This window comes from Streptomyces sp. NPDC058246 (assembly GCF_042881985.1).
Taxonomy (GTDB): domain Bacteria; phylum Actinomycetota; class Actinomycetes; order Streptomycetales; family Streptomycetaceae; genus Streptomyces.
Window position 1 is genome coordinate 38,145 of sequence record NZ_JBHVWZ010000042.1, and the last position, 23,862, is coordinate 62,006.

The 23,862-nt window shown below is 69.4% G+C and carries 26 protein-coding genes and 5 pseudogenes; 14 read left to right on the forward strand and 17 right to left on the reverse strand.

Annotated elements, in window-relative coordinates; all coding sequences use genetic code 11:
- Window positions 1-217: 217 nt before the first annotated feature.
- Window positions 218-436, reverse strand: a complete 219-nt coding sequence (locus tag ACFVXA_RS37020) for a hypothetical protein (protein ID WP_362033193.1) — start codon at window positions 434-436, stop codon at window positions 218-220.
- Window positions 437-921: 485 nt separating this feature from the next.
- The gene (locus tag ACFVXA_RS37025) at window positions 922-1,248 is read right to left on the reverse strand and encodes a plasmid stabilization protein (RefSeq protein WP_383745590.1); all 327 of its coding nucleotides are present in this window, start codon (window positions 1,246-1,248) and stop codon (window positions 922-924) included.
- Between the two features lie 253 nt (window positions 1,249-1,501).
- On the opposite strand from ACFVXA_RS37025, the gene ACFVXA_RS37030 reads away from it, so the two are divergent.
- On the forward strand, window positions 1,502-1,615 hold the full coding sequence (locus ACFVXA_RS37030; protein WP_384402732.1) for an LPFR motif small protein: 114 nt from the start codon (window positions 1,502-1,504) through the stop codon (window positions 1,613-1,615).
- Here the strand turns inward: ACFVXA_RS37030 and ACFVXA_RS37035 are convergent.
- The 4 genes from ACFVXA_RS37035 to ACFVXA_RS37050 form a co-directional block, all read right to left on the reverse strand.
- Window positions 1,566-2,705: an aromatic acid exporter family protein gene (locus ACFVXA_RS37035; RefSeq protein WP_390028424.1), complete on the reverse strand. Its 1,140-nt coding sequence runs from the start codon at window positions 2,703-2,705 to the stop codon at window positions 1,566-1,568. The two genes, ACFVXA_RS37030 and ACFVXA_RS37035, sit on opposite strands and share 50 nt — an antisense overlap.
- Window positions 2,702-3,574 (reverse strand): SDR family oxidoreductase, encoded by an 873-nt coding sequence (locus ACFVXA_RS37040; protein ID WP_390028425.1) that lies wholly within the window; start codon window positions 3,572-3,574, stop codon window positions 2,702-2,704. Before ACFVXA_RS37040 ends, ACFVXA_RS37035 begins: the two co-directional genes overlap by 4 nt.
- A 218-nt stretch (window positions 3,575-3,792) precedes the next feature.
- The gene (locus tag ACFVXA_RS37045) at window positions 3,793-4,446 is read right to left on the reverse strand and encodes a hypothetical protein (protein WP_389754849.1); all 654 of its coding nucleotides are present in this window, start codon (window positions 4,444-4,446) and stop codon (window positions 3,793-3,795) included.
- Between the two features lie 58 nt (window positions 4,447-4,504).
- Window positions 4,505-5,239: a DUF2071 domain-containing protein gene (locus tag ACFVXA_RS37050; RefSeq protein WP_362033203.1), complete on the reverse strand. Its 735-nt coding sequence runs from the start codon at window positions 5,237-5,239 to the stop codon at window positions 4,505-4,507.
- 322 nt (window positions 5,240-5,561) lie between these two features.
- Here ACFVXA_RS37050 and ACFVXA_RS37055 point away from each other — a divergent pair, with 322 nt between their 5' ends.
- From ACFVXA_RS37055 to ACFVXA_RS37070, 4 genes are all read left to right on the forward strand, one after another.
- A complete protein-coding gene (locus ACFVXA_RS37055; RefSeq protein WP_362033206.1) occupies window positions 5,562-5,978 on the forward strand; it encodes a CBS domain-containing protein in 417 nt (138 codons plus the stop codon).
- 921 nt (window positions 5,979-6,899) lie between these two features.
- Complete coding sequence (locus tag ACFVXA_RS37060; protein ID WP_362033283.1) at window positions 6,900-7,088, forward strand: DUF6381 family protein; 189 nt, start codon at window positions 6,900-6,902, stop codon at window positions 7,086-7,088.
- Between the two features lie 810 nt (window positions 7,089-7,898).
- On the forward strand, window positions 7,899-8,432 hold the full coding sequence (locus ACFVXA_RS37065; RefSeq protein ID WP_383745597.1) for a cysteine hydrolase family protein: 534 nt from the start codon (window positions 7,899-7,901) through the stop codon (window positions 8,430-8,432).
- Window positions 8,433-8,692: 260 nt separating this feature from the next.
- The gene (locus ACFVXA_RS37070) at window positions 8,693-9,118 is read left to right on the forward strand and encodes an SRPBCC family protein (protein ID WP_362033212.1); all 426 of its coding nucleotides are present in this window, start codon (window positions 8,693-8,695) and stop codon (window positions 9,116-9,118) included.
- A gap of 278 nt (window positions 9,119-9,396) precedes the next feature.
- Here the strand turns inward: ACFVXA_RS37070 and ACFVXA_RS37075 are convergent, their stop codons facing one another.
- Entirely contained in the window at window positions 9,397-9,750 is a 354-nt protein-coding gene (locus ACFVXA_RS37075; protein WP_390028426.1) for a DUF1330 domain-containing protein, read from the reverse strand.
- Window positions 9,751-10,292: 542 nt separating this feature from the next.
- Here ACFVXA_RS37075 and ACFVXA_RS37080 point away from each other — a divergent pair.
- On the forward strand, window positions 10,293-10,784 hold the full coding sequence (locus ACFVXA_RS37080) for a flavin reductase family protein (RefSeq protein WP_390028437.1): 492 nt from the start codon (window positions 10,293-10,295) through the stop codon (window positions 10,782-10,784).
- Between the two features lie 130 nt (window positions 10,785-10,914).
- On the opposite strand, the gene ACFVXA_RS37085 is transcribed toward ACFVXA_RS37080, so the two are convergent.
- On the reverse strand, window positions 10,915-11,481 hold the full coding sequence (locus tag ACFVXA_RS37085; protein ID WP_390028427.1) for a GNAT family N-acetyltransferase: 567 nt from the start codon (window positions 11,479-11,481) through the stop codon (window positions 10,915-10,917).
- Between the two features lie 460 nt (window positions 11,482-11,941).
- Window positions 11,942-12,280: a hypothetical protein gene (locus ACFVXA_RS37090; RefSeq protein WP_390028429.1), complete on the reverse strand. Its 339-nt coding sequence runs from the start codon at window positions 12,278-12,280 to the stop codon at window positions 11,942-11,944.
- A gap of 84 nt (window positions 12,281-12,364) precedes the next feature.
- Between ACFVXA_RS37090 and ACFVXA_RS37095 the strand changes: the two are divergent.
- From ACFVXA_RS37095 to ACFVXA_RS37110, 4 genes and pseudogenes are all read left to right on the forward strand, one after another.
- Window positions 12,365-12,996 (forward strand): annotated as a pseudogene (locus tag ACFVXA_RS37095) (IS5 family transposase); the annotation flags it as partial.
- Window positions 12,987-13,196 (forward strand): annotated as a pseudogene (locus ACFVXA_RS37100) (IS200/IS605 family accessory protein TnpB-related protein); the annotation flags it as partial. The pseudogenes ACFVXA_RS37095 and ACFVXA_RS37100, both read left to right, overlap by 10 nt.
- A 46-nt stretch (window positions 13,197-13,242) precedes the next feature.
- Window positions 13,243-13,527 (forward strand): hypothetical protein, encoded by a 285-nt coding sequence (locus tag ACFVXA_RS37105; RefSeq protein ID WP_362033225.1) that lies wholly within the window; start codon window positions 13,243-13,245, stop codon window positions 13,525-13,527.
- Complete coding sequence (locus ACFVXA_RS37110) at window positions 13,524-13,919, forward strand: hypothetical protein (RefSeq protein WP_362033228.1); 396 nt, start codon at window positions 13,524-13,526, stop codon at window positions 13,917-13,919. Before ACFVXA_RS37105 ends, ACFVXA_RS37110 begins: the two co-directional genes overlap by 4 nt.
- A gap of 212 nt (window positions 13,920-14,131) precedes the next feature.
- Here ACFVXA_RS37110 and ACFVXA_RS37115 read toward each other — a convergent pair whose 3' ends face one another.
- The gene (locus ACFVXA_RS37115; RefSeq protein ID WP_362033231.1) at window positions 14,132-14,482 is read right to left on the reverse strand and encodes a DUF4333 domain-containing protein; all 351 of its coding nucleotides are present in this window, start codon (window positions 14,480-14,482) and stop codon (window positions 14,132-14,134) included.
- A 112-nt stretch (window positions 14,483-14,594) separates the two neighbouring features.
- Between ACFVXA_RS37115 and ACFVXA_RS37120 the strand changes: the two are divergent.
- Window positions 14,595-14,966, forward strand: a pseudogene (locus ACFVXA_RS37120) (transposase); the annotation flags it as partial.
- A 261-nt stretch (window positions 14,967-15,227) separates the two neighbouring features.
- Window positions 15,228-15,896: a biosynthetic peptidoglycan transglycosylase gene (locus ACFVXA_RS37125; RefSeq protein ID WP_389936308.1), complete on the forward strand. Its 669-nt coding sequence runs from the start codon at window positions 15,228-15,230 to the stop codon at window positions 15,894-15,896.
- A gap of 158 nt (window positions 15,897-16,054) precedes the next feature.
- Here the strand turns inward: ACFVXA_RS37125 and ACFVXA_RS37130 are convergent.
- From ACFVXA_RS37130 to ACFVXA_RS37145, 4 genes and pseudogenes are all read right to left on the reverse strand, one after another.
- Window positions 16,055-16,241, reverse strand: a pseudogene (locus ACFVXA_RS37130) (DUF4440 domain-containing protein); the annotation flags it as partial.
- Window positions 16,242-16,485: 244 nt separating this feature from the next.
- The gene (locus tag ACFVXA_RS37135; RefSeq protein ID WP_383745606.1) at window positions 16,486-16,809 is read right to left on the reverse strand and encodes a MerR family transcriptional regulator; all 324 of its coding nucleotides are present in this window, start codon (window positions 16,807-16,809) and stop codon (window positions 16,486-16,488) included.
- 812 nt (window positions 16,810-17,621) lie between these two features.
- Window positions 17,622-18,046 (reverse strand): annotated as a pseudogene (locus ACFVXA_RS37140) (aldo/keto reductase); the annotation flags it as partial.
- Between the two features lie 185 nt (window positions 18,047-18,231).
- Window positions 18,232-18,897, reverse strand: a complete 666-nt coding sequence (locus tag ACFVXA_RS37145; RefSeq protein ID WP_389936305.1) for a DUF4097 family beta strand repeat-containing protein — start codon at window positions 18,895-18,897, stop codon at window positions 18,232-18,234.
- A 239-nt stretch (window positions 18,898-19,136) separates the two neighbouring features.
- On the opposite strand from ACFVXA_RS37145, the gene ACFVXA_RS37150 reads away from it, so the two are divergent.
- Both ACFVXA_RS37150 and ACFVXA_RS37155 read left to right on the forward strand, forming a co-directional pair.
- Window positions 19,137-19,892, forward strand: a complete 756-nt coding sequence (locus ACFVXA_RS37150) for a helix-turn-helix domain-containing protein (RefSeq protein ID WP_362033242.1) — start codon at window positions 19,137-19,139, stop codon at window positions 19,890-19,892.
- Window positions 19,893-20,170: 278 nt separating this feature from the next.
- Complete coding sequence (locus ACFVXA_RS37155; RefSeq protein WP_383745610.1) at window positions 20,171-21,403, forward strand: GNAT family N-acetyltransferase; 1,233 nt, start codon at window positions 20,171-20,173, stop codon at window positions 21,401-21,403.
- Between the two features lie 84 nt (window positions 21,404-21,487).
- On the opposite strand, the gene ACFVXA_RS37160 is transcribed toward ACFVXA_RS37155, so the two are convergent.
- The 3 genes from ACFVXA_RS37160 to ACFVXA_RS37170 form a co-directional block, all read right to left on the reverse strand.
- The gene (locus ACFVXA_RS37160) at window positions 21,488-21,631 is read right to left on the reverse strand and encodes a hypothetical protein (RefSeq protein WP_389514276.1); all 144 of its coding nucleotides are present in this window, start codon (window positions 21,629-21,631) and stop codon (window positions 21,488-21,490) included.
- 322 nt (window positions 21,632-21,953) lie between these two features.
- Window positions 21,954-22,787, reverse strand: coding sequence for a PIG-L family deacetylase (locus tag ACFVXA_RS37165; protein ID WP_362033248.1), 834 nt, complete (start codon window positions 22,785-22,787; stop codon window positions 21,954-21,956).
- Window positions 22,788-23,108: 321 nt separating this feature from the next.
- Window positions 23,109-23,681 (reverse strand): transcriptional regulator, encoded by a 573-nt coding sequence (locus tag ACFVXA_RS37170; RefSeq protein WP_390028430.1) that lies wholly within the window; start codon window positions 23,679-23,681, stop codon window positions 23,109-23,111.
- Between the last annotated feature and the right edge of the window lie 181 nt (window positions 23,682-23,862).

Sequence of the window (23,862 nt, forward strand, 5' to 3'; positions counted from 1 at the left end):
CATGCACCTCGTGCCATGAGTTGCCCTGCCAAAGGCTGGGAAAGGGGTTCCCGGGGGGCGCCTCGATCCATCCAGTACGACGCCGAGTACTCGTGAGCGGCGCTTCCCCGGCTCGCCGGCTGAACCAGAGAAGCCTGAGCCGAGCCGGCCCCATGGGAACATCGCTGAACCCGGCCTGCCTGCCAAGTCCCCTGCCCGACCGCCCCATCCCACGCATTCAGTCGCTCCGTGCCCACACCTCAGGCCCGCCGCCGTACCACTCGATGATCGGCAAGTCGGCCACATCGACCTCGTCAAGGCCTTCCCAGCCCGCACCCTGCAGCAGGTGTGTCAGCCCGCTCAGGCTGTGCACCGCGCCCAGGAGTGCACCGTCCACCCACACCTGGCGGCCTTCGTCTCTCGTGGGCGGGGAAATGGTCACGGAACGCTCGGTCATGCACACAGCCTCACCCGCGGCCTCGCGCCGCGCACCACAGGAGCAGCCCGCGGATCGGTGGCAGAGGGAATTGGAGGACTACCCGACAGCCGGGGCAGGGCGGGTGGTGGGACTGATGGGGAATCAGCCACAGGGGGGCAAGCCGCAGGCGAGGTTTGAGCCCGTCGAAGCTGTCACCGCGCTGATCGCCTTTGCGGCCTCGCGTCCTGGCGGCCGTGAGGGCGTGTCACCCTCCTCCGGCCACGGCCATTCCTTCTGCGGGCCCGCTCCACGCCATGGCAGCGGGCCCGCAACGCCATAGCCGTCCACGGGTGTCACCGACAAACGGGGGGATGGCCCGTACACGGTGCGGGCAAGAGCCTGCTGGATGGCGCGCCGGCGCTCGCACCGGCGGGGGCTGCCCGGCCGATGGCGCATGGCCGCGGGCCGACCGCAGTGCGCGGCGGCCTTTGACAGGCCTCATCAGCAGATTCCGGCTACCGGGCTCAGCGGCCCAGCGCGTTCTTCAGTTGCTGCTTGCTCATCGACGACCTTCCATGGATGTCGCGCTTCTTGGCGTCTTCGTAGAGCTGGTCCTTGGTAGGCCCCTGAGCACCGGAGTGCGAGCGCTGACCGCCCCGCTGTGAGGCGGACTTCGCATCGCGTGTGGACGTCTTGCTGGCGGACTTCGACTCACCCGCCCTCGCACGCTCCTTGTTCACCGTGCGCGCCGCGATCTCCTTGGCCCGGCTGCTGGACTCCCCGCGGTCTTCCGCGCTCTCCTTGATGTGCTCGTACTGCCGCTCGCGTTTCTTGCTCGATCCTGCAGGCATAACGCGCTCCTCTCGTGCGGGTGCCCGACCGGGCACACCAGACACACTCCAGGTACCCCAACAGACCAGCGGGCCACCGCTGCATGCCACGAATCCGCTCCCCCGGACCAGAGCCGACCCCCGCGCGGAGCACGAGCGATTCGTTCGTACGGCACGGCAGTGCTCGCCGCGCGCACCTCAAGGGAGAGGGGGCCGCGCGGGCGCCGCCGGACACCCGCTGGCAGGCGAGACGGCGGCGCCGGTGGCCCAGTGGCTGTATGTGCGCTCGCTGCTTCGCGCCATCGGCAACGCCTTCGCCACCGTTGTGTCGTTGTCGTTCAGGGCACTCGCCCGGCTGTTCGTCGGGGCTTCCCGCTCCGCTGACTGACGACCGAGGTGAGATCGTCCAGTAGCCGCTGCGTGTCGGCGGTCAGCCCGCCCAGCGCGGACATCGTCTCGAAGCGGCCGTCCGCGAGGACGGCGGTCAGTTGCCGGTGAGCCGCGGCTGCCACGCCCAGGGCACGGGGACGCTCGTCGTCCGCACCTTCCGGGAGTTCGGCCACGTCACCGGCCGCCCTCAGCAGCGCTGCCAAAGGGTCCGGTACGCAGTCCGGTAGCGCGGCGGTTTCGGTGAGCGTGCGCATGGTCGCCCTGATGTCCTCGGTAATCCGGTCCCACTCGACGTCCCACTCGGCCGCCGGGGGGGCGGGGACCGAGCTGCGCAGCCTGTGGGCCGGGTTGAGACGGTAGCTCTCGTCCGACCGCCGTCGCGCCACCCGTAGGTCCGTCACCTGGCCCGTCAGCCGTACTGCCCGGTCGTACCAGCCGCGCGCCTGCTCCTCGTCGTACGGCTCCTGGATGCCGTCGGCGACGGTGTGCAGCAACTCGGCGCAGTCTTTCGGCAGTCGGTCGCCTAGACGGCGGACGCGGCGGGTGTGGACCGGCGGCCGCACCAGGGCGTTCACGCAGACGCCGATGGCCGCGCCCAGCAAGGTCTCCAGGAGCCGATGCAAAATGTCGAAGCCCGTGTACGAGCCGTAGACGAGTACGAACAGCGCGGCCGTGGCCGCGTACAGACCCTGGTCACCGAAGCGCGCGTAGTTGCCGAGCAGCACGGTGAGAGGCAGAGCCAGCGCCATCGCCGTCATGGTGTTGTGGGTCAGCACGCCCGCTCCGGCGGCGAGGAGTGTGCCCGCCACGACCACGACGAACTGCTGCAGCGCGGACAGCAGTGACCGGTAGACGGTGCTCTGCACCAAAAACAGTGCGGTCCATGGCGCCAGCAGAGCCATCGGCGCGTTCCACCACCAGCCCGCCACCGCCCAGGCCAGCAGCGCGGCGCCCGCCGCCTTGAGGGACTGCACCGCAGTGTCGCGCTCGGGGCCGGCCTCGGTGAAAGCCGGGCGGACCGAGCGCCAGACGCCTGCGGCCTCCCAGGCGAGCGATGGCCAGGCGATGACGCTGTCCTTCCTCCTCACGGCAGCGGGACTCCTCCGGTGGCGTTCACGATCTCCGCGGTGATGAAACTCGATCGTGGCGACGCGAGAAACACGAAGGCGGGCGCCATTTCGGCGGGCTGGGCAGGCCGCCCCAGCGGCGCCTGCTTGCCGAACTCCACGGTGTCCGGGAGTGTCGCCGGAATCAGCGGAGTCCATACAGGGCCGGGAGCAACGGCGTTGACGCGGACGCCGTCGGAGGCCACCATCTGCGCGAGCCCCTGCGTGAACGTCACGATCGCGCCTTTGGTCATCGCGTAGTCGAGGAGATGCGGACTGGGCTTGTACGCCTGCACGGACGTGGTGTTGATGATGCAACCGCCGGAGGGGATGTGAGGCAGGGCCATCTTGCACAGCCAGAACATGCCGTACAGGTTCGTGTGGACGACGCGGTCGAACTGCTCCGTCGAGATCGCTTCGATCCCATCAGGCTGGGACATCTGATAGGCGGCGTTGTTGACGAGGATGTCGATGCGTCCGAACTCGTCGACGGCGCGCTCCACCAGTCGGCGGCACTGCTCCTCCTCGCGGATGTCGCAGGGCACGGCGACGGCCTTGCGGCCCGCGTCCTCGACGAGGCGGGCGGTCTCTCCGGCGTCCTGCCCTTCCTCCGGCAGGTAGGTGAACAGCACATCGGCGCCCTCGCGGGCGTAGGCGAGGGCCACCGCCCGGCCGATACCGGAGTCGCCGCCGGTCACCACCGCCGTGCGGTCGAGGAGGAGTCCGCTGCCTTCGTAGGAGTCCTCGCCGTGGTCGGGCGGAGGGTCCATGGGGCCGGTCCAGCCGGGGTGCTCCTGGTCCTGCTGGGGGAAGTCGGGGCGGGGGTGCTTGTCAGTCGGGTTCTCGGGCACGGGTACTGCCCTCCTGGGTCATGGATCAGCGACGCGCAGGGCACTGGGGCCACTGGCGCCGGGTTCGATGGGTCATCAGACGCGACGTAGCAGAGAGAGCGGGTGCCCTGAACGCCGCGGATATGGGCCGCCTCTGCTGAGACTGGGTGCCCAGGAGAGAGTGATCCATACGTGCGCAGCATGGCTCCCGCAGGCCACATGCCCTCGGCGCGGCGGTGTCACCGGCTCCGCCGCGATACCGGGGTCAGGGCCACCGTCGTCGTGACCCGGGTGAGTGCGGGTTTCCGGGGAACCGAACCGAACCCGAAGCGCACGGGGGGTACCACAGGCGCCATCGCGCCGAGGTCGTCACCCTCGAAGATCGCCGACACCGCGCGGATCGGCCAGAGGTCCTGGGCGCCGTACCATTCGCGGCGGTCCGCACCGGCACTGCCACGGGTGCGCACGCCGACCAGCAACACGCGGGCGGGGAAGTCCGCCAGGGTGCTCCATGCCGGCAGCCGGGCGAGCACACCGGGCACGACACGCAGCAACCATCCCAGGAGCCGTCGGCGGCCGACGGTGAAGCGCAGGCCGAGTGGCCCGGCCATGACGGTCCAGATGTCGTCCGCGACGCCCACATCGACCGGGACGACGTGCACGGCGTCGAAGATGTAGGTGCCGCTGATGAAATCTGCCGTCTCGGGAGTGGGGGCGAGCAGCAGCCGTTCTCCGTCGGCCCGCTCCAGCATCACATCGCTGAACGGCCCGAACGGCGACCGTGGCCAGTGCCCCAGCACGATGCGCGTCCCGGCAGTGGTGCCCAGGCCGGCGATCCAGCCGTCGAAGCGCAGCCGCGGGCGCCGCGTGGCCTCGCTGAGAATCCGGCTCATCCGCTCGCTTCCGCTCGAAGGTCCCGAGTAGGTCCGACAGAGCAAGGCCCTGTCGCGTTCAGGCGCGGTCGGAAGGGGCCGGCCCTGGGACGCAGGGCCGGGAGACCCCCAGCCGTACGTGCCTGACCCCTTCCGAGTAATGCACGACGGGCTCGCCGAGCGGGGCCGGGAGCCCCGCCGCGGTGGTCAGGCTCTCCTCCAGCACCTCGACGGTGGCGTCGGCCAGCGGCCATGGCTCGTGCTCCACCGGCGTCTCCCAGACAAGACCCATCCGGCGGGTGTACGCCCGCCAGCGCGAGGTCAGCCACACGTCCCGCGCCGTCGGCTCGATCGGGTCGCCGGGGCGGACGACCAGGCGGTAGGAGGCCCCACCGGTCCGCCTCGATCCGGTGTACGTGACGGTGTCTCCGCTCGCCGAAACGCGCAGGGTCCCCTGGTTGTACGGAGCGCCGACCGCACGAGCCGCGACCATCAAGGAACAGGCGACCTCGATGGACAGGAACCAGAGCCCGTCCCGCCCGTCCCTGCGCCGGACGTACGTCCGCAGGTTGGTCTCCGCGAAGCTCGGGAGCCCGGGCACCGCGGCGGATATGCCGGGAGGGCGAACGTCCGCCATGACGAACGGAATGAGACCCACCCAGGCAACCCCGTCGTATTCGTCCACGACCAGTCTCTTGGGCACCAGAGCTTGAACCCCCTCCGGCCGGAAGGGCCAGTGGACGAACGTCTGCCTCAGCCAGCTGGCCCGCAACGCGGGCACGCGCACCCGCTGCTCCGCTTCGTACGCCACCATAGGCGCCGGGTCCCCCCTCACGGCCGACGGAAACGTGCAGGTCAAGGACGTAAGAGGACCGCCGCGTGTGGATCACCGCTTTCGGGCACCCGCCGTGGGCTCATCGAACCGGATGCTCTGATACTCACGCCCCCAGTTTCAGGACACGAAGAACGCGCGCACTGACCACCCGAAGCGCCGGGACAGCCATTCGGGTCACTTCAGGTAGGAGGCGTTAGCTGTTCTGCGCGAGGGGAACACGTTGCCTCGTCACGTCAGCCAGCACTCTCCGGCAGAGCAGGTTCCGGAAGAGGGCGCGATCCAGAAAGACAGGACGACCAGCATGACTACGGCGCGAGAGATCATGACCGGCGGCGCCGAATGCGTCGGAGCGGACGAGAGCGTTCTGGAAGCGGCGAAAAAGATGAAGCAGCTCGGTGTCGGCGCGCTGCCCATCTGCGGCACCGACAACAAGCTCAAAGGCATGCTCACCGACCGCGACATCGTGGTTAAGGTCCTCGGCGCCGGCAAGGACCCTTCCTCGGTCACGGCCGGCGAGCTGGCTCAGGGCGAGGCGGTCACGATCGGCGCCGACGACGACGCAGAAGAGATCCTGCGGACGATGTCCCAGCACAAGGTGCGCCGTCTGCCGGTCATCGACGGACACGACCTCGTCGGCATGGTCGCCCAGGCCGACGTCGCCCGCGCCCTGTCGGACCCGCAGGTCGGCAGCCTCCTCGACGCCCTGTCCACCGACTGACCCCGCCCTCCTGTGCCAGGCCCCGGTTTGCCTCCCCGCGACCGGGGCCCTTTTCGTTGCTTTTGCAGGCTGCGGTTGTGCCGCGAGCGGTGCCCAGGGGCTTGCGATGGGGCCGACGCTCTGGACAGCGCAGGCCCGATGGCCGGCCAGAACATCGCTGCAGAACCCGTGCGCGCATCGGGTGAGGCGTGAGCGGCTTCGGACACGCCGACGGGGCGGCCGGCCCGGCCACCTGGCTGTCGCCTCCAGGGCAATCCCTTGACAGCGTCAGGCCGGGCGCCCCCTCACCACGACCGTGGAGGGAAGGCCTGGAGGCCTCAGCCGGAGCCGCGAGTCCGGCAGGACAAGATGCGGCGCGCCACCTGCTGCGAGGACGCTACGTCGAGCATCGCTCGGGTGGCGGGGCTGGGGTTGAATCAGCTCCACGCCAGATACTCGATGCGGTCCGTCGACCACCGGGACCAGCGCCAGTTCGGGGTTCGGGGTCGTCGGCGACCAGCGGTCGAAAGAACACCGACGGCAGCAGCGCAATGCCGAGCCCGCGAAGCACCTCGAGACGGAGCGCGGTCAGAAGGTCCTCGCCGCCCTCGACGAGGTCGCCCAGGCCCACGACGCTCCGGTCGCCACGCGCGCAATCAGCCGAGTGATCAGCCGACGCACGCGCGACGAAGCCACGGCCGCTGAGGGCGAATTCCAGGGATCCTCGCCACACGTTGACGAGCCCCGAGGAGTTCCCCGAGGCGGCCAAGGCGTGTTCCCGCCGGTCCCCCCCGGGCACCCCCGCCCACGCGCGCTGCCCGCGCGTCCGGCACCCCAAAGCGAGTAGCAGCAAGGATCACAGTCAGTGACCTTCCAGGATGCGCGGACCTGGAGGAACTGCTTCGCTGGTGGCCCGCTCTCCCCGTTCACGAAGGAGTGATCATGAGCGCAACAAACCCTTCCCGCGGCTCTGCCCAGCAAATGCGTCAGAAGGTCCAGGAGATGGAGGAGGCCGCCCAGCGCGCCTCCGACCCCCAGGAGCGCCAGCGGCTGCAGGACAAGGCCCGCAAGCTGCGCGAGCAGAGCGAGCAGCAGGGCGGCCCCTCTGAGGGCATCGACCCCACGATCTGACGCCCCCGCACAAGGCCGGCCGGCAGACTGTCGCATGCCCCACCCCCGCGACGGACTGCCGGCCGGTCCGCGTAGCCGCCGTGCCGAGGGCAGCACCCTCCAACCGCACACGGCCTGTCCACAGGCATCCGCTGAGTCGCAGAGCCGGGGCAACGGGTGCACGCGAGCAACAGGTTCAGGGTGTTCAGCCGGTGGACAAGCCCTGGAGTCGGTCACCTCGACCAATACGACAACCCGAAATGAGGGCGGTCGTCACCCCCTTTCGGGGGGCGGCCGGGTGTGGGCGGTAGACAGACCGGGCGGGTGCGCGGGAGTCGGGAAGAGAGCGCCGATGTGGGCGAGGCGCTCGACCTCAGTGGAGTCGACGCCGGGCAGGTCTCGAGTCAGGGCTGGCCGACCGGGACCCGGAAACAGTGGTGACGGCCGGCGCACTGAGCACCCTTGGGACAGCAACTGCTGCGCCTGCTCCGCTACGAAGCAGGTGCGCCCGAGGGCGGACTGACGGCGTGCTCCTGTCGCTGAAGCCTCCGCACCTCGGCCGGAGTGTGCCGGAGAGCCGCCCCACCCGGCGGGAAAAGCGGAAAAACGGGCCGCGTGCTCTCGTACCGACACCGCAGGTTCGGGCGCCTCGCAACGGAGTCGAGTCTTCTCTCCCCCACGCCGCGTGCAAGCGCCGTCGGCGGCGGGCGAGCCATCCGCTCCGAAAGGCGGTGGCCGGCGCACCGACGCCCATAAGAAGCGCGACAGACGCGCGGGCAGCGACCGCTGCGCGGCCAGCGGCGTCATCACGGGAGTGGAAGCATGGGTCACATGGACTGCGCAGTCGTCGTGATCGACATGATCAACACCTACGACCATGCGGACGCCGATCTCCTGTTGCCGTCTGCCGCGAAGGCCGTCCCCCTGATCGTCCGGCTGATCCAAAGGGCTCGGGAGCGGAGCGTCCCCGTCATCTATGTCAACGACAACTTCGGTGAGTGGCGTTCGCACCACGGAGAGATCCTGGACACCGCCCTCGCGGGCCCTCACGCGAACCTCGTCGAACCTCTTCGCCCGGACGACGAGTCACTCTTCGTCGTCAAGGCCCGCCACTCGATCTTCTACGAGACCCCACTCGCCTACCTGCTGAGCCAGCTGGACATCCGGCACGTCGTCCTGTGCGGGCAGGTCACCGAGCAGTGTGTTCTGTACTCGGCTCTGGATGCCCACATCCGTCACCTGAAGGTGACGGTGCCACACGACGCCGTCGCGCACATACACGAAAACCTGGCGGAGGCGGCACTGCAGATGATGGAACGGAACATGGGGGCGACTATCTGTTCAGCGGACTCACTCGCCCTGTGACCTGGGCACAAGACGGGAGAGCGGGTGGGGTGACCGCATCCCTTGAAGTGCCGACCACCGCGGACCCTGGTCGCCGTCCTCGCGGGGTGCCCGTCTGCACATCGACGAGGGTGGAGAGGGACACAGGCACCCGCCAGAGCGGCGGTCTCGGCGAAGTCCTGGGCCGGAGCTCCCGTTCGTGTGAGCCCTGTGCCTGCGGGTAGGCGGGCTCCACCAACTCGTCAGACCCGGCGTCGAGCCGGCCGTGAAAGAGGTGCCGTATGTCCGCATCACTGGTGGAGACCGTCGACATCGAAGCCCCCGTCGCCGTCACGTGGGCGCTGTGGAGCGACGTGAGCCGGTGGCCGTCCTTCCTGAGTCACGTACGGCTGGTGGAGCCGCTGGACGAGCGGCGCTTTGCCTGGCAGCTGTCGCTGCCGGGGGCCGACAAGAACTTCGTCGCCGAGCTGACCGAGGTGATCCCCGAGGACCGCATCGCCTGGCACACCACGCAGGGCGTTCACCACGCGGGCGTCGTCACCTTCCACCGCCTCAGCGACACCTCGAGCCGGGTGACCCTGCAGATCGAGTACGACCCGAAGGGCTTCGTCGAGCACCTCGGAGCGCTCACCAACTTGGACTCCACGCTCGCGAACTACGACCTCGGCGAGTTCCAGAAGCTGGCCGAGGCGACAGCCGCGCGCTGACCGGCGGCCGGAGCAGTGTGAGTTGAGGTCCGGTCCGGTCCCGTCCGGTCCGGTCCGGTGGGCGGGAGTGGCCCTGGCGGGGCGGGGTCCGGGCGGGCTGTCCGGCGCGCGCTGCTGCACGTCGCTGCGGTCCGGGACGGTCGGCCCGGACTTCTGCCGTCTGCCCGCTGTGCGAGGCGGTGTGCGGGGACGTCACCGGCATCGGCCGCGGGGCGCCGCGCTGCCCGCTCGGTGGGGGATGACGTGGGGCAAGGCCGGTGGCCGGCCCCTGCTGGTGTTCACGTGGCGGCCTGTGCGGTGCGCAGTGCGGCCGCCGTGGCGGTCGGGTCGTAGCCGGAGGCAACGCCGTCGATCAGCAGGATGTCGCCGTCGATGTGCCGGGTGCGCAGGGGAAGCAGCTCCTGGTAGGCGGAGGAGTCGTACCAGGCGCGGGCGTCGGTGAGGGAAGGGAAGGCGATGATGACGAGGGCGTCCGGCCAGGTGCCCTCGCGCACTTCGCGTTCCGGGGCGCCGTGGACGAGGAACCGTCCGCCGAACGGGTCCAGGGTCGCCTGGATGCGTTCGATGTAGACAAGGACGTCCTCGGGCAGATCGGCGCGCGGCCGGAGGTTGCCGATGGCGTAGGCAGGCATGCGGGCTCTCCTGTGCGTCACGGGGCGCGGAGGGAAAGGGGCCCCGCGCCGGGCTTCTTGCGGTCTTGTGGTGCGTCGACCGCGCTGCAGGACGACAGCATTGCCGGGCCGTGCGGTCCTGGTCGATTACCCGGGAGGTAAGGGGCCGGCTGCGGCGGGCCCGGGCGCTGCGGCTTGCGGGCCCGGTCGCTGCGGCTGGATCGGGGAAGTCGGTCGTACCGCGGTTCGTGTCACCCGGTCCGGTCGGCAGGGGTCCGGCCGCGGCGGGTCTCCCGGGTGAGCCGACACCGTGCGTGCGCGGGCTCGGTCCCGTCGTCACCACGTGGAGGAGACACCCGTGGGATACGGGAGCGTACGGGGGCGGGCGGGCTGTCGGCCTCGCCGCAGCGCTCTGCTGTCGCGGGCGGCTTGTGGGACTCACCGCACAGGAAGCCGTCTTCGCCGTGGCTTTCGGGGCAGAGTGTCGGGGGTGACGGCGGTGTCTCGGTTGCCCGGTCCCGGGAATGGACGGCCAGGGCGGGAGGAGCGCGAGCATGGTGGACATGGTGGACATGGATGTCTTCACCGACCGGTTGAACCCCGACATGTGCGTGGTGACGGCTGCGGCGGGCGGTGAGCGGGCGGGCTGTCTCGTCGGGTTCGCTTCGCAGTGTTCCCTGCGGCCGGTGCGGTTCGTGGTGTGGCTGTCGAAGGTCAACCGGACCTTTGAGGTGGCCCGTTGTGCCGGTTTCCTCGCCGTGCATCTGCTGACGCCGCAACAGTACGAGGTAGCCGCCCTGTTCGGGGGCGAGAGCGGCGACCACGTCGACAAGTTCGCGCACATCCGCTGGACGCAGGGGCACGGCGGATCCGTGGTCCTGGAGGACTCGCCGGCGTGGTTCGTCGGCAGGATCGAGCAGCGGATCGACGCGGGCGATCACGTCGGTTTCGTCCTTGATCCGATGCAGTGCGGCGAACAGGAGAAGGCCGGCGGGGGGCCGCTGCTGCGGCTCGCGGACGTCCTCACGATCGAGCCCGGGCACCCGGTGGACTGACCCGGTGGCGGCGTCACCGGGTAGCCGCCGGGGGCGTACAACGACCCGCACCGCCCTGATCCCTGATCCCTGATCCCTGATCCCTGATCGGATCATGCAGCTGACACCCCGGACAGGCAACTGTTTCCCGTCATCGGGCCTGAGTATCGGCTCGCCGTATATGCAAGTGGCCGTCCCTGGGGAAAGGCGGCCGGGCAGGAAGGACCTGGTGGAACTGGTATCGCGTCTTCTCCGTAACGCGACACGAGGCGAGATTGTCGACCTGGTGGAGCAGCTCAAGGCGTTCCAGGCCTTCGGCCGCGAAGGCGTCGAAGGCCCAGTTGGTGAGAGAGTCGAGGGCACGAGGGGCCACCCCCCGGCCTCGGGCATGCGCTGCCGTCCAGTAGCCGACCTCTGCGGACCGCCGGTCGGGGCCGGTCCGTTTGAGAACGACGTTGGCAACCAACTGACCCTCGTCGGTGCCGAATTGATCTGCGTATACCGCGAAGCTCAGTCGTTCTCCGGTCTCCCAGCCGCGTCTTTGAACGTCCAACCACTGCACCGCATCCTCGGCACTCTCGACGGGAAGCCTCGTCCAACGGCGCAACGCGGGATCGCGATACGCCTCAACCAGCGGTCTCATGTCGTTATCGTTCCAAGGGCGCAGGAAGAGCGCAGAGGTTGACGGTGTGGCGTCCACCCGCAAGGTGACGTTCATCAAGGCCCTCCCCGGACGGTTCAGCTGATCATTCCTTGTCCGCGATCTGTGCATCGCGCCGTCGCACGCCGAGTCGAACGCCGGCGAGAGGAACGACCCGCAAAAGACGCGTCGCGGGTCGGCGCAGGGTGGACGAAGGCGTGATCTGCGACGCGTCATTGCTCTTGGATGCGACACACTCCGCGGACTGCGTCGCGAAACCGCCCGCACCGACGCGCCTGCCCACATCGCTGCACGGGGTCACCCGCACACGGCCGCTGCGGACACAAGCCCATTCCTCCCTGGGCCGCTTCGGCGAGCAGGGCGCCTCGCTGCTGATGCTGAGGGCGAAGTCCCGGCACAAGAACCGGCACAAAAAGCCGGGGAACGTGCGCGCTGCTGCAAGCTGTCCCCGGAGGCCCTCGCCGTGCTCACCAGAACTGCTTGCCCCCGGCGCCGGCAGCAGGGGGGAATCCTGTGCTCAGGCCGCCGGTTCCTGATCCGTGCCGGCCGTCGGCGGGACCACTCGGAGCTTCGCCATGGGCTGCACCCAGGACAGGTCCGTGCCCTCGAGTTCGACGACGGCGCTCCAGCCGGGGGTCAGTTCGGTGAACTCCCCGTACGGCTCCCGGTATATCCGCAGCACCCGGGCCGGAAAAGCCCCGTCATCCGGTGAGTCGTCCGCCGGGAGCACCGAATCGCCGGGAAAGACGCTCCGCCCCGGACTGATGCAGCGGGCGTGGCAGACCACCTGGTGCGCCGAGGGTCGCTCGTACATGATCACCACTCGCAGTAGTCCCACAGGCTCGGTACTACTCATGTTGAGCATGCCTCCGGGGTCAGAACCAATTGTCAGCCGTTTCAAGACGGTGTCCTACGTGGTGAGGCGGTCGTTGAGCCGTACATGGGGCGGGGTACGTGGAGTTGGATTGTTCCGGACGGCCTGGGGGAGATCGCGAAGCCGCTGATCCCGCCGTCGAGAGTGCGACCACAGGGCGGCGGAACGCAGGACACGTCCGATGAGACGCTGTTCGCGGCCATTATCTATGTCCTGGTCAGCGGATGCGCCTGGCGCCAACTGCCGCCCTGCTTCGGCATATCGAAGTCGACCGCTCACCGCCGGTTCCTGATCTGGTCCCGTGCCGGTGTCTGGGGCCGCCTGCACGAAGCCGTGCTGCACCGCCTCGACGACGCCGGCCTCGTCGACGTCACCCGCATGGTCCTCGACACCGCCCACGTCAGGGCTAAAAAAAGGGGGGTGAACACACAGGTCCGAACCCCGTGGACCGGGGCAGGCCGGGTTCCACGATGCACGTCTTGTCGGACGCGAACGGCCTGCCCCTTCTCGTCGGCATCTCGGCCGGCAACACCCACGACAGCGAAGGGCTGAAGCCCATGGTGGCCGGTCACCAAACGAGACACGACCCCCACCGCGGCCGGTACTTCAAGCCCCAGCGCCTTCCCGCCGACAAAGCCTACGACCGGCCCGACCTGCGGAAATGGCTGCGCGGCAGGCGGATCGGCGTGCGCATCGCTGTTCGCTCGCCTCCCGTGATCTGAAGGCGCGGTGCGCGGCCGGGCCGGACCACGACACCGAGCGGTGGGCCGAGCGCAAGCGCACCCTCACGCAGCAGTCCTCCTCCCGCTGGGCCGGGTCGATCACGAAGGCCACCCGCGATCAGTGGGCACTCGCCCGGCGCGGGCAGCACGCGCACATCCAGAGCCTTCAGGCCGGGACGGGCAAGGCCCAGCCCCCAACTATAGAGATGCTATGGTTGCGCTATGGCGAATACGACGATTCAGGTGACGAAGCAGACCCGCGACCACCTCGCCGAGCTTGCCGAAGAGCGCGGGCTGAGTATCGGCCAGCTCGTCGACGCACTCGCCGCCGCGGAGCCCACCGCAGCCCAGCGGGCCGAGCAGGTGGCGGCCGCGCGGACGCATGCCCGTAAAGTGATCGGCGTCGACGTCAGCGACGAGGAGTTCGCCACTCTCGACGTGCTGGGCAACCTGCGGCGGATCGCGGCGGAGAAGGTCTTGGCGATGCCCGGCAGGGACGCCGCGTGATCATTCTCGACACCAGCGCCGTCACCGCCCTGGCGACGGGCCACAAAGCGCTCAACGCGCTCGCGGTCAACGTCACCGCGAGCGGTGACCGCCTCCTCGTTCCAGCTTTGTGCCTGGCTCAGGCCGAGGCGGGCCAAGCCGGGGCCGCACGGGCCGTCCTGGGATACCCGTGCACCGACGTCGAGGTGCTCGGGCAGATCGACGCACCAGCCGTGGGCACCATGTTCCGCGACGGCTACGGCGGCATGGACACCTGCCACGCCCTCTACACCGCACTGCGCCGCACCGGCACCGGCGGCATGCCGATCCTCCTGACCGGCGACGAGGACCACTACCCGCCCGGCATCCTCGCCATCGGCATCGACACCCCCGGCATGCTCGGCTTCCACTGAACGACACGGAGGGCTCGCTCCGGGTGTCGTTTCCGCCTCAGCTTGTTTTTTATCTACCAAGATCTTCCGGGTTTGCCGATGGCCTTGAGAGTCTCGGGGCGTTTGACGCCTCTTGCCCCTGGCCTGGGGCTATCGGTGGTCCACTACTGTCGCCGGCAGGGGCCGGGACGGCCCCGATGTCACGGCTGCGGTTCCGCTCGCTCTGCCGTTCCTCAGCTCAGTGACAGGTCGCCCTGATCGTCCTTGATCTTCACCTTGACCCAGGCATGGCCGCTGCTGTTGCCGTCGCCGACGCCGTCGACGTTGCACTCGAACTCCCGGCCCGCCTCGACGGGGATGGAAGCGGGGCAGCTGACATCGTCGATGGTCGGGGGCTTGGCGAAGTCGGCGGATTTGACGTTGTTGAGCACCGCCCGCGCCAGCGCGTCCTGATCCAGGACGCGCTGCGGCTGCACGGCGGGACTCCCGGCCAGCAGCATGATGGTGAAAGTGAGCGCACAACAGGCGGTCACGGCCAGGGAGAGCGCGATGACAGTACGGGCGAAGCTGCGTTGATCAGTCACGCGGACAGTCCTATCGGGGCTGTCCGTGCTCATACAACCCCCTGTGGTGACGTGAAGTTGCCTCTCGGTCCCTGCGGAGTGCTCCCGCACCCCTGCCTGCGCGGCCGGAGAGGAGCTCGCGCCAGCCCAGCTCCCCCAACACCATCGACGTGGCCGGCAGATGCTCATCCGTACCGACTCCGGCGGCGGCACCCACGAGTTCGTGGCCTGGCTGGCCCAGCGCGGCCGGTGGCTGTCCTACTCGGTCGGCATGACCATCACCGACGCCATCCACCAGGCCGTTCTCACCGTCCCCGCCTCGGCCTGGACGGCGGCCGTCGAGTCCGGAGGCGAGATCCGCGACGGCGCCTGGGTCGCCGGACTCGATGGCGACGTCCTCAAGGGCCGGCCTTCCGGCATGCGGCTGATCGTCCGCAAGGAACGCCCGCACCCCGGCGCTCAGCTGCGTTTCACCGACGCCGACGGTATGCGCCTCACCGTGTTCGGGTGGTGCGTCGAATGACGAAAGCTGGTGGAACTCCGACGAACCGGTCTACGTCCTACATGTCGTGATGATGAGAGACAGGATGCGTGGCCCCCGCCGGCCGAGGGTCGGCATACGTTGAGGCCGTCTGCGTCGGCCCCGCCCAACGGGGAACCCTCCAAGGCGCCCGTCACCGCGACATCCAGTGCCGCCGCGCGTCGGCGGCCTGCCCGGCACCGTTGGCTGCGTCGGATTGCGAAGAGCCTGCTGGCGGTCGGAGTCATGGCACTGGCCGCATGCGTCGCCCTGGCGGCACTGACACCAGGCGTGGGTGGCGCCGAGCAACGAGCGGCCGCTATCGACCGCACCCATCACGTCGTCGGCCCCGCCACCGCCGTGCCCACGCGATTCGCCACCGCACTCATCGCCACCGAGGATTCCCGCTTCTACTCCCATCCCGGTATCGACGTCCTCAGCGCGGGGCGTACCGCGGTGGCGGCGCTCATAGGCAGCGTCGACCAGGGCGGGGCCACGCTTGAGCAGCAGCTGGCCAAACAGCTCTACTACGGCGGCCAGGACGGCGGCGTGACGGCAAAGGCCGGACAGGCGACGCTGGCGGTCAAGCTCGACGCCGGCTACAGCAAACGGCAGGTTCTGCAGATGTACGCCGCAGTGGTGTACTTCGGGGACGGCTTCTACGGCCTGGACGCGGCGAGCCACGGCTACTTCGGGGTGTCGCCGGACCACTTGACCTGGGGCCAGGCAGCACTACTGGCCGGACTCGTGCAAGCTCCGTCGGCCTACGACCCGGTCAACCACCCCTCGCTCGCGGCCTCGCGCCGAAGTCATGTGCTGAACCGGTTGGTTGCCACCGGCTACCTCAGTGCAGCCGAGGCCGCCGCTGCTGCCGTAGCACCGCTGCACCTCGTCGCCGGTAACAACGGCGCCTAGACTCCGGGCGGGGGTCCCGATCTCCGGGTGCGACACCGACACCACGGGAGCCCGGATCAGCTTCCTTCCGCGGCAGGTAGGCGGACCAGCAGCCGCGCGCCGCCGAGACCGCCTTGCGGCTTCCTGCCTGCTGCCTCCTGGCGCCCGCACGCGGTCAAAGTGCCCTGGTGGACGTACATCCGCCAACCCGTCTGCGACAGCCGCCACAAAGAGCTCCGCCATGCCCGACGGCCCTGGTTGTCAGCGGAGGTACGTCAGATGAACGACACCCGGAGCAAGGACGACTCCAGACATTTCACTGACCTTGACCGGAGACTTCGCGGACACCGAGCCGCCACTCGTCATCGTGGCATCGGGACCCGGCGTGTCGGCCTGGCTCCGTCGCTAGCGAGAGCCGTGGACGACGGCGCCGTTCCGCACGATCGTCATCTTGTGCGGCCTCCACCACGGCTCGAGGAGCGGGTCATCGAGGATGATCTCGCCGCGCCAGGCGGCGGTCAGGTCCAGCAGTTCGCAGACCTGGCCGTGGTCGTCAGGCAGCGGCCAAACAACTCCTGGAGGCGCAGCCCGTCGCCCAGGTTCACCCCGTCTACCTGGGGGATCCGGCGGCGCGGCGGTATTCGGCGTTGATGCGCTGGGCTTCTTCGAGCTGGTCTTCGAGGATGATGATGCGGCAGGCGGCCTCGATGGGGGTCCCGTGGTCGACGAGTTCCCGCGCGCGGGCGGCGATGCGCAGCTGGTAGCGGGAGTAGCGGCGGTGTCCGCCCGCCGAGCGGAGCGGGGTGATGAGGCGGGCTTCGCCGATGGCGCGCAGGAAGCCCTGGGTGGTGCCGAGCATCTCGGCGGCCCGGCCCATGGTGTAGGCGGGGTAATCGTCGTCGTCGATCCGGCCGAACGAGTCGTCTGCTGTCACTTGCACCTCTCTGGGGAACGCCTGGAGGGGCCTTGGTGCCGTACGGCACCAAGGCCCCGAAGGAACTGCTACACCATCTGCCGGCCCTGATACTGCGCCGGCCTTCTATGTCCGCAGACCCGGCCGAGATGCTGTCGGGGCTGCTGGGATCGCGGTTGCTCGACCGGAGACCACCTCACTATCGATGTCCTGCGGTACCCGGGTTCAAGGCTTCCGCCCGGGCGATCCTGATGGCGCTCGGCTCCTCCGTTCTTCCCTCTGGGATCAATCACTTACTAAGCGGGGACTGCGTACTGCTGGTACTGCTGGTACTGCGTACTGCTGGTACTGCTCTACTGCGCACTGCTGGTGATGCGAACTGCTCAGTGGCCTACGACAGCGCCACTCTTCGGCAGCCAGCCCCGTCGCCCGTCCTGCGTCTGCTCTGGCTTGGAACCCCACTGCCGAACCTCCCGGTGCGCGCGTCCGCAGCCGACGCCTTCACCGAGGTACCGCTCACTGACCTCACTGCTGGGTACTGCGAACTGCACTTACGGGTACTGCCACTGCGGTACTGCTCACGGCGGCCCCTGATCACTGCGGGCCACCCGGTCCGGTCGTCAGCCCCGTCGCCGTCCTGCAACAAACCTGGCTTCGGAACTCCACCACCGCACCGTCCTGCAACTGCAACTACGTACTGCTGGCCGGCAGTTCGTGCCTGCCAGGCCCTGCTGTCTCTCTGGGCTACGAGAGAAACCATAACCAGGCCCCCACCCAATGTCTACTCTGACCAACATAGATTTTCGCGTACTCGACAGCGAGATAATCGACCTCATACAGGCGACGGCGTCGTCGATCTGCTGAATCGTGCGTGCACCGACGACCGGGGCTGCGACGACGGGGTTGCGGCGTAGCCAGGCGAGGGTGACCTGGGCGCGGGTGACGCGGCGGGCATCGGCGACGGCGCCGACCTCGTCGACGATCTCCCGGTCGCTGTCGGTGTTGGTATAGAGCGTGTCGGCGAGGCGCCGTCGGCCACGGAGCGCTCACCGGCGTTCGCCTGGTCGAAGGGGCGGGCGAGGCGACCGCGGGCCAGGGGGCTCCAGATCATGGTGGCGATGCCCTCACCGGCGCAGAGCGGGAGCATCTCGCGTTCCTCCTCGCGGGCGAGCAGGTTGTAGTGGTCCTGCAGGGTGACGAACCGGGCCCAGCCGTGGTGCTCCTGGAGGTGGAGGACCTTGGCGAACTGCCCGGCGTGTCATGTGTTTCCCCCTGGTCGGGTGAGAGCGCGCTGTACGGCTTCTCCGGGCCCTGCACGTGGATCGCGGGCCGCTCGGGACGGACGGCGGGGCCGCTGGGGACGGACGGCCGGGTCCTCGGCGGCGGCCGGGGAGGATCCCGGTCGCGGCGGGCCCGGCCGGCTGGTCCTGGTTCTGCTCCCTTTCAGAGGCTGCGGGCGGTGATGTCGCCGTGGGAGGTGGTGGCGCGGATGTCGAGGCCGGCGGTGCCGTCGTTCTTGAGGGCGTTGCTGACGCGGCCGTAGCCGGTGCCGGCGTCCAGGGCGGCCGAGACGCCGGCGGCGGCGCCGACCGAGATGTCGCCGGACTGGGTGCGGAGCACGACTGTGCCGCGCACGGCCTCGGCGATCCGGATGTCGCCCCTTGCGGTGCTGATCTCCGCGGGGCCGCCCAGCCGGCCGACCTCGACGTCGCCGTCGGTCGCGGTGAGGCGGACGCTCGCGGCCTCGTCGATCTTGATCTGGCGGTACGCGCCGTCGAAGGCGACGTCGCCGAGGCGTCCGACGCCGCGGAGCTCGGCGCCGGCGGTCTTGGCCTCGATGCGGGAGCCGGCGGGCAGCTGGACGGTGACCTCCAGGGATCCGGAGGGGCCGAAGAGCTGGTTGCCAGGGGCCGGGGCCGTGATCCGCAGGACGCCGTCGGCGTAGGCGACTTCCGTCCGCTCCGCGGTCTTGGTATCGCGGCTCTTGGAGGGGTCGGCGGGCAGGACCTCGACAGTGGTGGCGGTGCGGTCGGCGGCGATGAACTGGATGCGTCCGGCGGGGATGTCCAGGACGGCGGAGATCGGGGCGGGGGTGTCGAACTTCTGCATCGTGCTCTCCCGTACTCACTCGGTGTTTCTGACTCCGGAAACGCTACGTTGCTTTCCAGAAGCCGACAACATGCTCGTTGCACAGAATCAGCATCTATGCAGGTAGAGATACATGAACTGTTGCAACAGGGTTGCGGATAACGCAACGACAAGCGCTCTGGTCGTTGCAATGAGTGAAGGGTGAACGCTATAGTGGGCCGACTCAGGGACCGCCACGAAGGACCACCAGGGAGATCGCGATGCCGGGAGGCAGGCTCACCCAGAACGAACGCCGGCAGATCGCGCTGGGGCTGGCTGACAGCCTCCCCTACGCCGAGATCGCCCGACGCCTCGACCGCCCGACCTCGACGGTCACACGTGAGGTGATGCGCAACGGCGGCCCCGCCGCCTACCGCGCCGACCTGGCCCACCGCGCCACCGAACGCCGCGCCCACCGGCGCAGACCCGCCCCCTCCCAAGGACCGCAGGCAGTCCCCCAGCCGCACGGACGCGACGCCGGGGCCGTGGCCGAGTACGAGGAGACGTTCACCACCGTCCTCATGGCTTCGGGCCTGACCAAGATGACCGCCCGGGTGCTGACCTGCCTGTTCACCACCGACGCGGGCAGCCTCACCGCGTCCCAGCTCGCCCAGCGCCTCCAGGTCAGCCCGGCGTCCATCTCCAAAGCGATCGCCTTCCTGGAGAGCCAGAGCCTCGTCCGCCGAGAACGCGACGAACGCCGCCGCGACCGCTACGTCGTCGACGACGAACTCTTCTACCAGGCGACGATCGCCAGCGCCCGCGCCAACGACCAGCTCGTCGAAACCGCACGCCAGGGCGTCGCCGTCCTCGGCCCCCACACCCCCGCCGCCACCCGCCTGGAGAACATCGCCCGCTTCCTCGACTTCATCAGCGAGAGCATCACCCGCGCCGCCGAACAGGCCCGCGAAGTCCTCCACACCACACCCGGAACCACCCCGCACGACACCGCCCGGCCACGTCCGGACCACGCATAGCCGGCCGTCCCGAGTCCCCGCCCGGCCACAACACCCTTCAGCCGCACAGACAACCGGCAGACAACTGGCAGGCCATCGGCTCAGGGGTCCCCGCAGCAGGGCGGCGAGGGGTGGGATCACCGCCGCCCGGCCCGACCACCGCAACTCCCCCCCGGGGCCGGGCCGTGACCGGCCGAGGGACCGGCCGTAATTCGCTTGCCCCGGCCACGGGTCAACGCTGCACTGTGGCGGGACACCACGAGTCGTGGCGCCGGCATCCCGGAAAGGCAGCAGCGGCAATGGAGATCCGTCCCACGACCGACCAGGACCTCGAGGTCTTCGTCGACACCATCCTTGCCGCGTTCGGGCACTTCCGGGAATCCCCGGCCGAGGGCAACGGGTTCTTGTGGTCGGCGTACGAAATGGACCGCAACCTGCTCGCCATGACGGCGGACGGGCGGCCCGTCGGCACCGCCGGCGCGTACTCCTTCGAGCTCACCCTGCCCGGTGAGATCCTCGTCCCGGTCACCGGGGTGACCGCCGTCGGTGTGCTGCCATCGCACCGACGTCAGGGCATACTCAGCGCGATGATGCGGCATCAGCTCACCGAGCTGCGGGCACGAGGGGAGTGCCTCTCCGTACTGCTGGCCTCCGAGGCCCTGATCTACGGCAGGTTCGGCTACGGCCCGGCGACCTACACGCGGCGGCTGACGGTGCCGCGCCACCGGGCCGCCCTCACCCTCCCCCGGGCCCGCGCAACGATCCGTGCAGTGGCCGATGCCCCGGCTGCCGGCTCGGTCGAGGTGCTGCGGCGTGCCGAGTGCGGCGAGATCCTCGAAAAGGTCTACGACCGGTACCGCCGCGCACAGCCCGGCGCGCTGTCCCGGCCGCACCGCTGGTGGGCCTCGGGCGCAGGGCAGCCCCCGGTCTCTTTGGCACCGCGCTACGTCGCCGTCCACCGCGACGCCGACGGCGTCCCGGACGGATACGCCAGCTACTCGCTCGGCGAGCCCGACACGCTGACGGTCGATGAGACCATCGCCACCGACGACGCCGTCTACACGGCCCTGGCCCGGTTCGTGCTCGGACACGACCTGGTCACTCAGGTCGTGTTCAAGCACTTCCCGCCCGGCCACCCGCTGCGCTGGCAGCTTGCGGACTTCAACGCCGGCCAGGTGAGCGGCGACACCGACTGGCTCTGGGTGCGGCTGCTGGACGTCCCGCGGGCGCTGACCGCGCGCGGCTGGTTCACCGACGGCGAGCTCGTCCTCGACGTCGACGACCCGTTCCTCGGCGAACACGGCCGCTACCTGCTGACCGTCCGGGACGGCAAAGCCGACTGCGTCCCGACGGACCGGGAGCCCGACCTGTCCCTGGACGTGAGGGACCTGGGCTCGGTCTACCTCGGCGGCACCGCCCCGAGCACGCTCGTACGTGCCGGACACATCCGGGCCCACCGCCCGGGCGCGGCCGCCCTCGCTGACGCCCTCTTCCGCGCCGAACGCTCGCCGCACTGCCTGCACTGGTTCTGACCGCGCGCTCGCCGACCGGACCGCCGCGGCGACCAAGCCCTGACCGCTGCCTTGCGGCCGGTGTCTGGGCCAGGACTCCGGGGCCTACAGGTCGTGCAGCGTCAGGTGGTGGTTGACCAGGACCGCGTTGATGCCGTACGAGCAGCGCGAGGTTCTGGCGGGATCGGGCCTCTCGCGGTTGGTGTCGGAGACCGCCCTCGTGACCTGCTGCTTCTTCCGTTGCCTCACGGCGTGTCGGACATCGGAGCCTCAGCTTCGTGTCGCTTCCTCGGCGGTCTGCCTTGATCGGAGCAGACCGCCAGGCTTGTGACCTGGGCTGTCGCGCACCTTCCGAGTCAGCAGCCCGCCGGTCTCCCACCTGTGCGGTTGCCAGGTGGTGTGGGGACGAGCGCGGTGTCGGGTCGAAAGTGCGGGCACGCGTCGACGCCGCCGGCGAGGGCCTGGACGCGGGCTGCCGGAGCGGAACTCACGTGGACCAGCCTCCGGGTGTGTGACCTGCTCGACCGCGCCGTGCGGTCGATGAGCTTTCCCGGCCGGTCGGACGGGCGGATCAGCGCAGTCCGGCGAAGAGATCGTTCTCGGGTAGGGCCGCGCCGGTGGCGTCCTGGACACGTACGAAGGTCTCCATGCCCATCAACTCGCCGAACCTCTCCTTGCCCATCTTGAGGAAGAAGATGTTCTCGCCCTGACTGGCGTGCGCGGCCAGCGCGTCGAACTTCTGACCGCTGAACGCCGTGGTGTCCACCCACGTGGTGATCTCATCGTCGGGGAGGCCGATCTCGGCCATCGCGGCGGCCTCGGCAGGATCCGGCTCCGGCATGTCCTCATGAAACTCGCGCATGATCTCGCCGAACCGCTGCATCATCGAGCGGGGCATCGTGGTCCAGTACACCTTCGGTGTCAGCGCGGTCATCTCCAGCGCCGCCATCGTGATGCGGTGGGCCTGGATGTGGTCGGGGTGACCGTAGAAGCCGTTCTCGTCGTAGGTGACGACCACATCAGGCCGGTAGTGCCGCATGAGTTCCGCGAGTCGGGCCGCGCCTTCCTGCACGGGGGTCTGCCAGAAGGAGCCGGGGGCGTCGTTGCTCGGCCAGCCCGTCATCCCGGAGTCGGCATAGTCCAGCATCTCCAGATCGCTGACCTTCAGGACGTCACAGCTCGCCTCAAGTTCTTGACGGCGCATCAAGGCGACCGCCGCCGGATCGTGCCCGGGATCGCCCGGCTTGACACCCCCCGGTCCGTCACCGCAACCGCCGTCGGTACACGTCACGAGAACCGTGCGGATGCCTTCCGCCGCGTACTGCGCGAGGACCCCTCCGGTTCCGGTGGCCTCGTCGTCGGGGTGGGCGTGTACTGCCATGAGCGTCAAGGGCCGGTCAGTCATGAAACAGTCCTCCTGCAGAAATACGTCCTGGTACGAGTGTGCCGCGGGCGTACCGCGGTCCTGGGGCCCGGATCCTGGTGGGGCGGACGGCCTTGTGCTCTCCGTGTTCCCCGACCGTGCGGCGCCGGTCCCTCGGCCGGTGCAACCGTGCCGGCCGGACCGGCTGTTCCCGGCGCGGCCGCTCGGCCTTCCAGGCGCCGGCTTTCAACGCGAATGAGGTACAGGCGCGACCTGCATGTCCCAGCGCCACGTCGGATCCGGCTTCCGTCCGACACCAGCCGTGAGATTCCGACACGAAATTTTGAGACCCTACCAGGGAGGTCAGGCGGCGAAGCCCACGTTGGTCACGTACTCGTACTGGCCCCACTGGCTGCCCAGGTCCACGATCTGCTCGACCCATGCCTCGTCCAGCGCCCGGGCATCATCGGCCGCCCAGGCCTGCACGAGCGCGTCCCAGTGACGGACGTTCAACGTGCGGTATTCCACGACGCGTTGGCGGGGGCGCGGCACCTGGGACTGGTTCAGCGGGTGGATCTCGACGCGGGTGCCACGGCCGTCCGCGTTGAGGCGGCCCAGGAGGTAACGGGCCACATTGTGGCGGCGTACCGTCCGATAGGCGCTCTCGATGCGCTCGAGGTTCTTCCGCGACGGGGAGCGCTTGCCCTCCAGCCAGGCCGTGAGGGTGCGGTCGGTGACGGTCAGGCCCGCCTCGCGGGCCGCCCTGACGGCGTGGCCGGTGCGGGTGAGGTAGTGCAGGCGGGCCAGCAGGCCGCGGCGGGCGGTGACCGGGGTGGCGACATAGCCGGCGAGGGCGTCCAGGCGGCGGGCGACCGCCTCGTGGCCCTTGATACCGCGAGCGCCGTATGCACCGAAGTCGATATTCCTCTCCGGCATTCGGTCTTTCCTCCTGCGGCCGCGGCTATTGGTTTCCCGTCGATTTTCCGTGGACTTCAGCTTCAGAATACCGTAATTCCCGCGCTTTTACGGTGAGTTCGGCGCCCGTGACCGCAGGTGGCGGGGCGTTGGCGTGGCGCGGCGGATTCTGCTGATGCTCGCGGGCCGGTGGGATCAGTCA

Coding starts and splice junctions, on each gene's coding strand:
- ACFVXA_RS37065 (WP_383745597.1), top strand. CDS start 7,899: ATGGACTGCGCAGTCGTCGTGATCGACATGATCAACACCTACGACCAT.
- ACFVXA_RS37145 (WP_389936305.1), bottom strand. CDS start 18,897: ATGCAGAAGTTCGACACCCCCGCCCCGATCTCCGCCGTCCTGGACATC.
- ACFVXA_RS37085 (WP_390028427.1), bottom strand. CDS start 11,481: ATGAACGTCACCTTGCGGGTGGACGCCACACCGTCAACCTCTGCGCTC.
- ACFVXA_RS37105 (WP_362033225.1), top strand. CDS start 13,243: ATGGCGAATACGACGATTCAGGTGACGAAGCAGACCCGCGACCACCTC.
- ACFVXA_RS37125 (WP_389936308.1), top strand. CDS start 15,228: ATGGCACTGGCCGCATGCGTCGCCCTGGCGGCACTGACACCAGGCGTG.
- ACFVXA_RS37025 (WP_383745590.1), bottom strand. CDS start 1,248: ATGCCTGCAGGATCGAGCAAGAAACGCGAGCGGCAGTACGAGCACATC.
- ACFVXA_RS37170 (WP_390028430.1), bottom strand. CDS start 23,681: ATGCCGGAGAGGAATATCGACTTCGGTGCATACGGCGCTCGCGGTATC.
- ACFVXA_RS37055 (WP_362033206.1), top strand. CDS start 5,562: ATGACTACGGCGCGAGAGATCATGACCGGCGGCGCCGAATGCGTCGGA.
- ACFVXA_RS37045 (WP_389754849.1), bottom strand. CDS start 4,446: ATGAGCCGGATTCTCAGCGAGGCCACGCGGCGCCCGCGGCTGCGCTTC.
- ACFVXA_RS37020 (WP_362033193.1), bottom strand. CDS start 436: ATGACCGAGCGTTCCGTGACCATTTCCCCGCCCACGAGAGACGAAGGC.
- ACFVXA_RS37075 (WP_390028426.1), bottom strand. CDS start 9,750: ATGCCTGCCTACGCCATCGGCAACCTCCGGCCGCGCGCCGATCTGCCC.
- ACFVXA_RS37050 (WP_362033203.1), bottom strand. CDS start 5,239: ATGGTGGCGTACGAAGCGGAGCAGCGGGTGCGCGTGCCCGCGTTGCGG.
- ACFVXA_RS37090 (WP_390028429.1), bottom strand. CDS start 12,280: ATGAGTAGTACCGAGCCTGTGGGACTACTGCGAGTGGTGATCATGTAC.
- ACFVXA_RS37155 (WP_383745610.1), top strand. CDS start 20,171: ATGGAGATCCGTCCCACGACCGACCAGGACCTCGAGGTCTTCGTCGAC.
- ACFVXA_RS37080 (WP_390028437.1), top strand. CDS start 10,293: ATGGTGGACATGGATGTCTTCACCGACCGGTTGAACCCCGACATGTGC.
- ACFVXA_RS37060 (WP_362033283.1), top strand. CDS start 6,900: ATGAGCGCAACAAACCCTTCCCGCGGCTCTGCCCAGCAAATGCGTCAG.
- ACFVXA_RS37165 (WP_362033248.1), bottom strand. CDS start 22,787: ATGACTGACCGGCCCTTGACGCTCATGGCAGTACACGCCCACCCCGAC.
- ACFVXA_RS37070 (WP_362033212.1), top strand. CDS start 8,693: ATGTCCGCATCACTGGTGGAGACCGTCGACATCGAAGCCCCCGTCGCC.
- ACFVXA_RS37150 (WP_362033242.1), top strand. CDS start 19,137: ATGCCGGGAGGCAGGCTCACCCAGAACGAACGCCGGCAGATCGCGCTG.